The organism is Pseudomonas sp. BRG-100 (assembly GCF_000737955.1).
GTDB classification, from domain to species: domain Bacteria; phylum Pseudomonadota; class Gammaproteobacteria; order Pseudomonadales; family Pseudomonadaceae; genus Aquipseudomonas; species Aquipseudomonas synxantha_A.
Genome location: NZ_JPRX01000001.1, coordinates 3,126,848 through 3,139,709, shown reverse-complemented (window position 1 = coordinate 3,139,709; position 12,862 = coordinate 3,126,848). Strand labels below are relative to the sequence as shown.

General features: G+C 59.9%; 8 protein-coding genes. 7 read left to right on the top strand and 1 reads right to left on the bottom strand.

From position 1 onward, the window contains the following. The coding region (locus JH25_RS28675) for a retention module-containing protein (protein WP_032878519.1) at nt 1-2,856 on the bottom strand (2,856 nt) is incomplete at its 3' end. Between the two features lie 338 nt (nt 2,857-3,194). Here JH25_RS28675 and JH25_RS13505 point away from each other — a divergent pair. The 7 genes from JH25_RS13505 to JH25_RS13535 all read left to right on the top strand — a co-directional run bounded on the left by JH25_RS13505 (nt 3,195) and on the right by JH25_RS13535 (nt 12,859). Next, on the top strand, nt 3,195-4,550 hold the full coding sequence (locus tag JH25_RS13505) for a TolC family outer membrane protein (RefSeq protein WP_032878517.1): 1,356 nt from the start codon (nt 3,195-3,197) through the stop codon (nt 4,548-4,550). A gap of 41 nt (nt 4,551-4,591) precedes the next feature. Further along, nucleotides 4,592-6,748 carry a type I secretion system permease/ATPase gene (locus JH25_RS13510; protein ID WP_005783538.1) on the top strand — a complete coding sequence of 719 codons (2,157 nt, stop codon included), beginning with the start codon at nt 4,592-4,594 and terminating at the stop codon, nt 6,746-6,748. Continuing rightward, entirely contained in the window at nt 6,738-8,102 is a 1,365-nt protein-coding gene (locus JH25_RS13515) for an HlyD family type I secretion periplasmic adaptor subunit (protein ID WP_032878516.1), read from the top strand. The genes JH25_RS13510 and JH25_RS13515 overlap by 11 nt, the downstream gene beginning before the upstream one ends. A 215-nt stretch (nt 8,103-8,317) precedes the next feature. Further along, nucleotides 8,318-9,202, top strand: coding sequence for a TauD/TfdA dioxygenase family protein (locus tag JH25_RS13520; RefSeq protein ID WP_032878515.1), 885 nt, complete (start codon nt 8,318-8,320; stop codon nt 9,200-9,202). A gap of 77 nt (nt 9,203-9,279) precedes the next feature. After that, nucleotides 9,280-10,104 (top strand): hypothetical protein, encoded by an 825-nt coding sequence (locus JH25_RS13525; protein WP_032878514.1) that lies wholly within the window; start codon nt 9,280-9,282, stop codon nt 10,102-10,104. Between the two features lie 79 nt (nt 10,105-10,183). Next, nucleotides 10,184-11,104 (top strand): LysR family transcriptional regulator, encoded by a 921-nt coding sequence (locus JH25_RS13530; protein WP_032878513.1) that lies wholly within the window; start codon nt 10,184-10,186, stop codon nt 11,102-11,104. A 219-nt stretch (nt 11,105-11,323) separates the two neighbouring features. Continuing rightward, nucleotides 11,324-12,859 carry an MFS transporter gene (locus JH25_RS13535; protein ID WP_032878512.1) on the top strand — a complete coding sequence of 512 codons (1,536 nt, stop codon included), beginning with the start codon at nt 11,324-11,326 and terminating at the stop codon, nt 12,857-12,859. Nucleotides 12,860-12,862: the final 3 nt, after the last annotated feature.

The following is a 12,862-nucleotide window of genomic DNA, read 5'->3' as shown; positions in this document are numbered from 1 at the left end:
CTGAGTGCTCTTATCGATAAACACATCATCGGTCGGCGCAGGCACGGTCACGGTGCCGACGGTATCGCCGGCCTTGATAGTGATCGACGAGCCGTTATCCAACTTCAAGGTGACGTCAGTGCCCGCTTTATTCGAAAGCGTAGCGGTGTACGTAATTTGACCACCTTCATTCGCTTCAGACGGTGCAGTCAGCGTCACAGTGGTGGTGTTATCGGTGCCCGGAGTGTCAGTGACAGTCGTGGTGACTTTATCGGTACCTGGAATCAGATTTTCAAAGTGCTCGCCGCCCGTAACGCCGCTGATGGCGGTGGTAACGGTCTGATCGCCTTTGTAGACATCATCCGGCGCTACGGTAGTAACAGTACCGCTGGATTGATTCACACCAATGGTGATGGTCTGACCGTTATCCAGAGTGACAGTCAACGGATTAGTGATGTTAGTCACCGGCGCGCCGTTCTTATCCACAAGGCTGGCGGTGTAGACGATGTTGCCGCCTTCGCCGACGGTGGTGGTGGCGGTCAGAACTACGTCCACCTTGTCGATGGTGTCGTTGATTGTGGTAGTGGCGCCGTTACCCGCAACTTCCAATTTCTCGAAGTTGCCACCCGTGGTCTCGGTGATTTGAACGGTCTGCGTGCTCTTGTCGATGAACACGTCATCAGTCGGCGCCGGGACGGTCACAGTGCCGACAGTGTCCCCAGCCTTGATGGTGATCGACGAGCCGTTATCCAACTTCAACGTAACGTCAGTGCCCGCCTTGTTGGAAAGCGTAGCGGTGTACGTAATCTGCCCGCCCTCATTCGCCTCGGTCGGCGCAGTCAGCGTAACGGTAGTTGTGTCGATCGAATCGGTGATCGTGGTGACTGCCGCAGTTGTGCTCGGCACCAGGCTTTCAAAGTTGCCGCCAGTCGCGCTGGTAATGGTGGTGCTGACCGTGCTGCCGTTGACGTAGACATCATTGGGCGCGGTGTCCACGACCACGCTGCCGACAGACTCGCCAGCCTTGATGGTGATTACCGAGCCATTGCTCAAGGTAACGTTTACCGGGGTTTGCGCCGGGTTGGTCAAGGTGGCGGTGTAGGTGATCTGGCCACCTTCGGTCACGGTCGAGCTTGCGGTCAGGGTGACGGTGGTGGCATCGATCGAATCAGTAATGGTGGTGACCGCAGGCGTAGTGCTCGGTACCAGGTTTTCGAAGTTGCCGCCGGTTGCACCGGTAATGGTGGTGCTGACGGTCGAACCGTTGTTATAGACGTCGTTAGCCGCAGTATCGACCACAACGGTGCCGGTTGACTCGCCAGCCTTGATGGTGATCACCGAGCCATTGCTCAAGGTGACATTCACCGGGGTCTGAGCCGGGTTGGTCAGGGTGGCGGTGTAGGTGATCTGGCCGCCTTCGGTCACGTTGCTGTTGGCTGTGAGGGTAACGGTGGTGGTGTCGACCGAATCGGTAATGGTGGTGACCGCAGGCGTGGTGCTCGGTACCAGGTTTTCGAAGTTGCCGCCGGTTGCACCGGTAATGGTGGTGCTGACGGTAGAGCCGTTGTTGTAGACGTCGTTAGCCGGAGTATCGACCACAACGGTGCCGGTTGACTCGCCAGCCTTGATGGTGATCACCGAGCCATTGCTCAAGGTGACATTCACCGGGGTCTGCGCCGGGTTGGTCAAGGTGGCGGTGTAGGTGATCTGGCCGCCTTCGGTCACGTTGTTGTTGGCTGTGAGGGTAACGGTGGTGGTGTCGACCGAATCAGTAATGGTGGTGACCGCAGGCGTAGTGCTCGGTACCAGGTTTTCGAAGTTGCCGCCGGTTGCACCGGTAATGGTGGTGCTGACGGTCGAACCGTTGTTATAGACGTCGTTAGCCGGAGTATCGACCACAACGGTGCCTGTCGACTCGCCGGCCTTGATGGTGATCACCGAGCCATTGCTCAAGGTAACGTTCACCGGGGTCTGCGCCGGGTTGGTCAGGGTGGCGGTGTAGGTGATCTGGCCGCCTTCGGTCACGGTATTGCTCGCCGTCAGCGTGACGGTGGTGGTGTCGATTGTGTCGGTGATCTGCGTTACGGCCGGGTTAGGGTCGATGGTCAATACCAGGTTGCCGCCGCCGGTGGTACCGGTAACGCCGACGCTGATCTGGCCCGGGTCGATGTACGGGCTGTCGTTAGGGGCCAGAGGCACATTGACGGTGCCGGTCAACTGGCCCGACGGGATGGTAATCACCGCGCCATTGGTCAAGGTGACGGTCAGGTCGCTGGTGGAGGGCCGCGTCACGGTGGCGGTGTAGGTCAGCACGCCGCCCGCTTCGGTGATGGTTGGCGTCGCGCTCAGGGTCAGGGTCGAAGGCTGCAGCACCTGGTTGCCCGAGTCCGCCGAGCCTGGCGCTCCGCTCAGGGCGTTGAGTGCCGAAGTGCCTTGGCCGATAGGCGCGGTGGGGAAGCCGATGGTCGGGTCGACACGGCCGGCGGTCGCGTCCAGCACCACAAAGCTGTGGCCACCCCCGGCGGCACCATTACCGGTAGCGTTTGCGCCTGCGGCGGTGGCTTCCAGTTCGGTGGTCGGGTCGGCGCCGGCGGCGATGGCTTGTTGCAGCTCGGCAACCGATGGCGCGGCTTGTTCGCTGGCCGCGGCCAGATCGGCAGTGGAGTCCGGCATATCGGCGCTCCACTGGGTGTCCCGGCCCAGGTCCAGGATGCGGCCGTCGGCCAGTTCCAGGCTGACTGCGCCCGACATGCCTGTGTCGATCTGGTCGCCTGCAAACAGGCGGTCACCTTCTACAAGGACGCGACGTGTTCCTTCCGGAGAAATAACGAAAACTTGACCAACAATGCTTTTGACGATGGCAACAACACTGCTCATTAAAATTTTCTCCGGCGATCCGTTTCGACAAATTCCATTTCGCAGCGCGCTATTAGCGCTGCCAATTGGGAGGGCGTAGTCTATATATGTATTGACGTCAAATATTTGGCTAGATTTTTTAGCGATCTAGTTTGTGCCAAAGTATTGACCTTATGGTCGCCATCCTAAACAATCGCCTCTGTAATGTCACATTGATATTTATGCGGCGAACCGTCCTACATGTGTGAAGCAGTTCCGCTTTTTGAACTTTCCGACGTACGGTCATTACGGTAGCCATTATCCGACGCAGCGGTACTCATCGCTGTGATTTGAGACAAGAAGTCTTGGGGAATTTTTTAATGCGTCTGCACCTGTTCAAGGCAATACCGTTCGTTCTCGCCGCCAGTTTCGTACAAGCCCAGACACTGCCCCAAGCCATGCAGCAGGCATTGGATGTACACCCGGAAATCCAGGCGGGTGTAAACAGCCGTATCGCCGCCGATTACCAATTGCGCGCCGCCCAAGGTGGTTACCTGCCGCGTGTCGACCTGAACGCCGGTTACGGTCGTCAAGGGACTGACAACGCCACCACCCGCGCCAACAACCCCAGCGGCAACCACTGGGACACGCTCAACCGCGGTGAATCCAGCCTGCGTCTGCAGCAAATGATTTTTGACGGTTTCGCTACCTCCAGCGAAGTCGGGCGTCAACAAGCCAACGTTAATTCCCGTGCCTACTCCTTGCTGGGTACTTCCGAGCGCACAGCGCTGACCGTTGCTCAGGTTTACCTGGAAGTGCTGACCCGTCGTGAGTTTGTGCGCCTGGCCGAAGACAACCTGCGCAACCACGAGCGCATCTACGATCAGATCAAGTTGCGCACGGAGCGCGGCGTCGGCAACGGTGCCGACCAGGACCAGGCCGAAGCGCGTCTGGCCCAGGCCCGCAACAACTTGATCACCGAGCAAACCAACCTGGCCGACGCGCAGGTCAACTACCTCAGCGCCGTAGGCCAGATGCCGGACCAACTCGAGCGCCCGGCCCCGTTCATGGCCATGCTGCCGGCCGACCTGAATGAAGCCCGTCGCCAGATGCTCGATAACAGCCCGGTCCTGCGCTCGGCCGAGTCGGATATCTCCGCCGCCGAGAAGCAGTACGAAGCCGCCAAGTCCACCTTCTACCCGCGCTTTGACGCCGAGCTTGGCACCAACGCCGACAACAACGTCTCCGGTGATCCCAACCACAGCAACGGCTGGGAAGCCATGGTGCGCATGCGCTTCAACCTGTTTGCCGGTGGCAGCAACAAGGCTGACCTGCAATCGAAGTCCTACCAGGCCAACCAGGCTCTGGATATTCGCAACAACGCCTTGCGCCAACTCAACGAAGAGCTAGGCTTGGCCTGGAACGCCTTGAGTAACGCCAACGCGCAATTGCCGGTCGCCCAGCAGTATGTGGATCACAGCACCCGCGTACGCACGTCCTACCAGCAGCAGTTCAGCCTTGGCCAACGTACCCTGTTGGATTTGCTCGACAGCGAGAATGAATTGTTCACCGCTTCCCGCCGCCTGGAAGAAATCAAGAACATTCAGTTATTTACTCAGTACCGAATCAAGGCGACCATGGGCGAATTGCTCAAGAGCCAGGGAGTGGTCGCACCGATGGCCTCCGTCGTGCAGAACGACGTGAAACCTAAAGTCCAACTGCCTGGGATGAATTGAGCCACCCCAATAGCCCCATCTGTTAGTCGAGAGTGCACCGCGTGGAATCTGAAATCGGTCGAGTTCATCTCAGTCATGATCCACGCGCTTTGCACGACGACCCGTTGCTCGACGGGTTGCTGGCACTCTGCGCACTGCACCAGAAGCCTGCCAGCGCGGCCATGCTCACCACCGGCCTGCCGCTGCCCTCGCAACGCTTGAGTGCCGAACTGCTGCCGCGTGCTGCTGCGCGGGCCGGGCTGCAAGGCCGGCTGCTGCAACGCAAGCTGGAGCAGATCCCCACGATTGCATTGCCGGCCCTGCTGTTGCTCAAGGACGGGCGCAGTACCGTGCTGGTGGGTTGGCAGGGCGATGATGAGGCGCGGGTGCTGCTCAGCGAAAGCGACGGCGGTGAAGTGCTGATCAAGCGCGAGGCATTGGCCGACGACTACATCGGCAAGGTCTTCTTCGCCCAGCCGCAACACAAATTCGACGTCAACCACGGCAGCCTGATTCCACGGGCGCGTTCGTGGTTCCGTGACACCCTCATGCGTTCGCGCTGGCTCTACACCGACGCCATCGCCGCCAGCTTCCTGATCAACATCATCGCCATGGCCGCGCCGCTGTTCGTGATGAACGTGTACGACCGCGTCGTACCGAACCAGGCCACCGCCACCCTGTGGGTGTTGGCCGTGGGCATCTGTGGTGCATACCTGTTCGACCTGATCCTCAAAAGCCTGCGCAGCCTGTGCCTGGACCTGGCCGGTAAAAAAACCGACCTGATCATCTCGGCCACGCTGTTCGAACGCATCGTCGGCATGTCCATGAAGTACCGCCCGGCGCGGGTCGGCAGCTTCGCCCAGAACATCCATGAGTTTCAAAGCCTGCGCGATTTTCTCGCGTCGCTGACCCTCACCAGCCTGATCGACCTGCCGTTCACGCTGCTGATCTTTATGGTGATCGCCATCCTCGGCGGGCACCTGGTGTGGATCCCGGTGCTGGCGTTTCCGCTTGCCCTGGGCATCGGCTATGCCCTGCAAAAGCCCTTGGTAGCCACCATGGAACGCACCATGGCCCTGGCCGCTGAACGCCAGTCGAGCCTGATCGAAACCCTCGCCGGGCTCGATGCGGTCAAGGTCAACAATGCCGAGAGCGAGCGCCAGTATGGCTGGGAGCAGACCATCGGCACCCTGAGCCGGCTTGAACTGCGGGTGAAGTTGCTGTCGGGCCTGTCGATGAACATGACCCTGCTGATCCAGCAATTGGCCGGCGTGATCATGATCGTATTCGGCGTGTACCAGATCATCGACGGCAACCTGAGTATGGGCGGCCTGATTGCCTGCTACATGCTCAGTGGCCGCGCCTTGAGCCCGCTGGCTTCGCTGTCGGGCCTGCTCACGCGCTATCAGCAGGCCAAGGTCACCATGACCTCGGTGGACCAGATGATGGAGCTGCCTCAAGAGCGCAATTTCGAAGAGCGCCCCATGAGCCGCCGCACCCTGCAAGGCGCCATCGAATGCCGGGGCCTGAACTTCACCTACCCCAACCAGCAGAACCTGGCGCTGAAGAACATCAACCTGGTGATCAAGCCAGGGGAAAAAATCGGCATCATCGGTCGTAGCGGCTCGGGCAAAAGCTCCCTGGCCAAACTGATTGTCGGCCTGTATCAGCCTGACTCCGGCGCCCTGCTGGTGGACGGCGTGGACGTGCGCCAGATCGACGTCAGCGAGTTGCGCCATAACATCGGCTACGTCGCCCAGGACATTCAGTTGCTTGCTGGCACCCTGCGCGACAACCTGGTCAGCGGTGCGCGCTACGTCGAAGACGAAATGGTGCTGCAAGCCGCCGAGCTGGCCGGTGTACACGAATTCGCCCGTCTGCACCCTCAGGGCTACGAGCTGCAAGTGGGCGAGCGTGGTCAGAACCTCTCCGGCGGCCAGCGTCAGAACGTCGCCCTGGCCCGCGCGCTGTTGCTCAACCCGCCCATCCTGCTGCTGGACGAACCCACCAGCGCCATGGACAACACCGGTGAAGAACGCTTGAAACAACGCCTGCAAGCCGTGGTGCAAAACAAGACCGTGGTGCTGGTCACGCACCGAGCCTCACTGCTCTCGCTGGTGGACCGCCTGCTGGTGGTCGACCGTGGGCAGATTCTCGCGGACGGCCCGAAAGCCGTGGTCATGGAAGCGTTGAAGAAGGGGCAGATCAGTGTTGCTTAAGTCCATCAAGAGTGCGGTCGGCCGCTATTTCAAAGGCACCGACTCGCTGCAGGGCCAGCCGCTGCCCGAGGTCAACAAAGCGCTGATCGAAGATGCCCCGCGCGTCATTCGCCTGACCATCTGGGCGATCATCGGTTTTTTCGTGTTCCTGGTGGTTTGGGCGGGTTTCTCCCAGATCGACGAAGTGACCCGTGGCGACGGCAAGGCGATTCCGTCGTCCAAATTGCAGAAAATCCAGAACCTGGAAGGCGGTATCGTTGCCGAGCTGTACGTCAAGGAAGGCCAGATCGTAGAGGCCGGTGCCCCGTTGATTCGCCTCGACGACACCCGGTTCGTTTCCAACGCCGGAGAAACCGAAGCCTTGCGCCTGGCCATGCAACTGCGCGTCGAGCGCCTGAGTGCGCAGGTGGATGATCGCCCACTGAACATCCCCGACGACGTACTCAAGGCCGCGCCGAGCCAGGCTGCCAACGAGCGCTCATTGTATGAGAGCCGACGCCAGCAACTGAAAGACGAAGTCGGCGGCCTGCAAGAGCAACTGGTACAGCGCCAGCAGGAACTGCGTGAATTCACCTCCAAGCAAGGCCAGTACCGCAGCCAGTTGTCCCTGCAACGCCAGGAAATCAACATGTCCGAGCCACTGGTGGCGCAAGGCGCGGTATCGCCGGTGGAAGTGCTGCGCCTCAAGCGCGCCGAAATGGAAACCCGCGGCCAACTGGATGCCACCACCCTGGCAATCCCCCGCGCCGAATCGGCGATCAAGGAAGTGCAGCGCAAGATCGACGAAACCCGTGGCAAGTTCCGCAGTGAAGCCCTGACCCAGCTCAACGAGGCTCGCACTGAACTGAACAAGGCCGAGTCCACGGGCCGCGCGTTGGACGACCGGGTCAGCCGTACCCTGGTCACCTCGCCGGTGCGCGGGATCGTCAAGCAACTATTGGTCAACACGGTCGGCGGCGTGATCCAGCCGGGCAGCGACATGGTCGAAATCGTACCGCTGAACGACACCCTGCTGGTGGAAGCCAAAATCCGTCCGCAAGACATCGCTTTCCTGCACCCGGGGCAAGAAGCGGTGGTCAAGTTCACCGCCTATGACTACACCGTCTACGGCGGGCTGAAGGCCAAGCTCGAACGCATCGGTGCCGACACCATCACCGATGAAGACAAGAAAACCACTTACTACATGATCACCCTGCGTACCGACCGCAGCCACTTGGGCACCGATGAGAAGCCGTTGCTGATCATCCCCGGCATGGTTGCCTCGGTGGACATCATCACCGGCAAGAAAAGCATCCTCAGCTACCTGCTCAAGCCGATCATCAAGGCGCGGGCCGAGGCGTTGCACGAGCGTTGATCTTCAGCGCCTGTACCGACCTCATCGCAGGCAAGCCAGCTCCCATATTTGAATGTGTTCGCAAATCAAAATGTGGGAGGGGGCTTGCCCCCGATGAGGCCATCAGCATCCCCGAGCACCTCAAACCAAACGCCATATCGATATGCCCTAACAGTATTTAAACTTCTATTCTTATACCTATAAATTCACTCCCCTGTCCGCCGGGAGTGAAATCAATGTCCGCCACCGCTGCTGCCCCCATCACCACCCAAACCTTCGACATCCGCCCCTTTCCCGGCAGCGTCGGCGCCGAGATCATTGGCCTGGACTTATCCCGCCCGGTCAATGACCAGGACTTCGCCCGTATCCATCGCGCACATCTGGACCACCACGTCGTGGTGTTCCGCGACCAACGCATCACCCCCGAACAACAAATCGCTTTCAGCCGCCGTTTCGGTGTGCTGCAGATCCACGTGCTCAAACAATTCCTGCTGGCCAATCACCCGCAAATCCTGATCGTCTCCAACATCATCGAGAACGGCCAATCCATCGGCCTGGGGGACGCGGGCAAGTTCTGGCACTCGGACCTGTCGTACAAGGAGCTGCCCAGCCTCGGCTCGATGCTGCACGCTCAGGAACTGCCTGCCGAAGGCGGTGACACCCTGTTCGCCGATATGCACAAAGCCTGGGAGCAACTGCCCGAGCACCTGCGCAAAGCCGTTGCAGGCCGCAGTGCTGCGCACTCCTACACGGCGCGCTACAGCGAGACCAAATTCGAAGGCAACTGGCGCCCGACCCTCACCCCTGAACAACTCGCCCAGGTCGCCGAAGTGGTGCACCCCGTCGTGCGCACCCACCCTGAAAACGGCCGCCAGGCGTTGTTCGTCAGCGAAGGCTTCACCACCCGTATCGTCGGCCTGCCCGATGACGAAAGCCGTGACTTGCTGGCCCAGCTCTATGCCCACAGCGTGCTGCCGGAAAACATCTACCGCCACCAGTGGCAGCCCCACGACCTGGTGTTCTGGGACAACCGCTCGCTGATCCACTTGGCCGCCGGTTGCCCAAGCCACCTGCGCCGCAAGTTGTATCGCACCACCATCCAGGGCGATGCGCCTTTCTGATTAGCCATCGGCCTCTAAAGCTTCCAATACTCTGGCCGATGGGGATAACCAGAAGACTTTCTGGTTGGAACAACGCTATGCACACTTCAAACAAGAATACATTGACGATTATCTCCGTCGTTTCGCTACTTATGCTTTTGGGTTTTTCCGGCTTGATCAAGGAAAACTACGTGTCAGCCGATACGGCGTTTTTACTATTGGCTTGTTCGGTCGCAACTGGTTTTTATGTGGTCCTGGCGTTTATTGAAAAAATCCTCGAACGGCTTTTCAAGGACTTCAAGGTCACTGTGATCTTCTGGGGCTTTTTGCTCGCGACCTTAGGTTACGTAGGACGACTGCGGGCGGTGGCCGACGTTAATGCAATTTTCCATGTCGATGCATCTGCTTTTCCTTTGACAATGATCGCTGGCACAACCCTTCACATGGCCAAGCTGATGTTTTGGCCTTGCATCGCCGTCGTGCTGATCACCGCATTTATTGTAGTGTTGATCTGTATGGGAAGTTATTTCGAAAGTGCCAGCTCTGCCGAGGAAAAATGGGGTGTGGTGGTTCCAGCAATAACGGCACTGATTACCTGCGGTATTGGTGCGCTGTTTATCAGTAGCAACTTGTCGCCGGAGCGCCGTGCCGAGATTTTGTACCGTACGGCTCACACGACAGACTTCAATGATACGTTTCGTTGCGCAGGTGTTGACGACCGGCAGTACAGCGCAATTTTCCTGGGGCCTGAACAGCGCCGCGTGCTGCTGGCTCCCAAGCTTCAGGAGTTCTCCTTGGAGAAGAAAGCGTATGTGTTAAAACGCGTTGAGGTGCCGGAGCACTTTCCGATTTTAGAGTGTGTTCCCAACAACCCGAAGCCCACCACTTGGCCGTCCCCTTACTCTTTTGATTCGGGCCAGTAATCATTGGCCCAGCAGTATTGGATCTGATTGCTGCTAGAATTGCGCCCAGCTCACTCCCCACAGATCACGAGTGCTTGGCATGCAATTACCAGACATGAACCTGCTGGTCGCCCTCGACGCGTTGCTCGATGAGGGCAGTGTGGTCGGCGCCGCACGGCGGATGAGCCTCAGCCCGGCGGCCATGAGCCGTACCCTCACGCGTATCCGTGAAGCTGTCGGTGACCCGATCCTGGTACGTGCCGGTCGCGGCCTGGTGCCGACGCCCAAGGCGCTTGAGCTGCAAGGCCAGGTACGCAACGTGGTGGAGCAGGCGGCGTTGCTGTTTCGCTCGGCGGATCAAGTCGATTTGAGTACCTTGCGCCGCCGTTTCAGCGTACGCGCCAATGACTTTTTTATTGGCGTATATGGCGGTCGCTTGTTCGACACCATGGAGCGTGTGGCCCCGCTGTGCGAGCTGCGCTTTGTGCCTGAAGGCGACACCGACGACGAAGCTCTGCGCGAAGGGCGCCTGGATCTGCGTGTGAGCAACACCATGCCGGTCAGCCCCGAAGTGAAGGTGCAGAACCTGTTCTCCACCACCTTCGTCGGCCTGGCGCGACAAGATCACCCACTGTTCGACGAAGAGATCACCGCCGCACGCTTTGCCAGCTATTCCCATATCAGCATCTCGCGCCGCGGCATCGCCCGCGGGCCGATCGACACCGCGCTGAACGAGCAGGGCCTGGAGCGCCGCGTGGCGATGATCGCGCCGGGCTTCCACGGTGCCATGTTCATGTTGCCGGAATCCGACCTGATCATGCCGGTGCCCAAGGAAGCGCTCCTGAGCGCCAAACGCCTGAACTTGCCATTGCGTGCATTCCCGCTGCCGATCTCCTTGCCGACCCTGGTATTGGCCCAATCCTGGCACCCGCGCTTCGACAAAGACCCCGCGCACAAATGGCTGCGTGAAACCATGCGCGAGAGTTGCCACGCCACCTGGCTGGAAGCCCAACCCAACTAAAAACCTCAAGCCATGCACAATCAAATGTGGGAGGGGGCTTGCTCCCGATAGAGGTGTATCAGCTTCACATCAGGTGGCTGTCATACCGCCATCGGGAGCAAGCCCCCTCCCACCCATGGATTGCGCCTGGCGCACTTATAAACTTCCGATAAGTAACTTTTTGTCATGCTATAGCCTGATTAAACTGCTCAGGTATTTCTCATTCCGAGTTACCTGTTCATGACATCCCTCGCTGCCCCCGCTTTTCAGGCCGCAGCCAAACCTGTTGCCCCGGCCCCGCCCGTGTTCGGCCCGCGCATCATCATCGGCCTGGTCGGCGTGTTGTTGGCGGTGCTGGTGTCCGGTCTCAACGAGATGGTCACCAAGGTGGCGCTTGCCGATATCCGCGGTGCGCTGTACATCGGCTTTGATGAAGGCACCTGGCTGGTCGCCGCCTACACGGCCACTTCCGTGGCGGCCATGGCCTTTGCGCCGTGGTGTTCGGTGACGTTTTCCCTGCGCCGTTTCACGCTGTGCGCCATCGGCTTGTTCACCGTGTTGGGCATTCTCTGCCCGTTCGCACCCAACTACGAAAGCCTGCTGCTGCTGCGTACCGTGCAAGGCCTGGCCGGTGGCGCGCTGCCGCCGATGCTGATGACCGTGGCACTGCGTTTCCTGCCCGCCAACGTCAAGCTGTATGGCCTGGCCGGCTACGCCCTGACCGCCACCTTCGGCCCGAGCCTGGGTACTCCGCTGGCGGCGTTGTGGACCGAATACGTCGGCTGGCAGTGGGCGTTCTGGCAAATCGTCGCGCCGTGCCTGCTGGCGATGGTCGCCGTGGCCTATGGCATACCGCAGGACCCGCTGCGCCTGGAGCGTTTCAAACAGTTCAACTGGCGCGGCCTGCTGCTGGGCTTTCCGGCGATCTGCATGTTGGTGATCGGGCTGTTGCAGGGCAATCGCCTGGATTGGTTCGAGTCGGGCCTGATCACCTTCCTGTTGTGTGGTGGCACGCTCTTGCTGGTGTTGTTCATGCTCAACGAATGGTCGCAGCCAATACCCTTCTTCAAATTGCAGATGCTCGGCCTGCGCAACCTGGCCTTCGCCCTGATCGTGCTGGCAGGCGTGCTGATGGTGCTGACCTCGGTGATCATCATCCCCTCCAGTTTCCTTGCCCAGGTCCAGGGGTACCGGCCGTTGCAAACTGCGCCGGTGATGCTGCTGATGGCGTTGCCGCAATTGATCGCGTTGCCGTTGGTGGCGGCGCTGTGCAACCTGCGCTGGGTCGATTGCCGCTGGGTGCTGGGGATTGGCCTTGGCATGTTGGTGCTGTGCTGCATCGGCAGTTCGCACCTGACTTCGGCGTGGATCCGCGACGATTTTTATGGCTGGTACCTGTTGCAGATTTTCGGCCAGCCGATGGCCGTGTTGCCACTGCTGATGTTGTCCACCGGCAGTATTCAACCCATCGAAGGGCCGTTCGCTTCGGCCTGGTTCAATACCGTCAAGGGCCTGGCCGCTGTGATCGCCACTGCGGTGCTGGATACATTGACCACCCAGCGCGGGCATTTCCATTCAACCATGTTGGTGGACCGCCTGGGCAATTCGCCCCTGGCCGACACTGAGGCTCCGGGCCTCGCCCACCGCTTGCACGAGCAGACCGTGGTGCTGACCTCTTCGGATCTTTACGTCGTCATGGCCGGTGTCGCGGTGGCGTTGATCCTGCTGATTTTCTGGATGCCCACGCGGATCTATCCGCCTCGCGCTCCGGCCTGACCA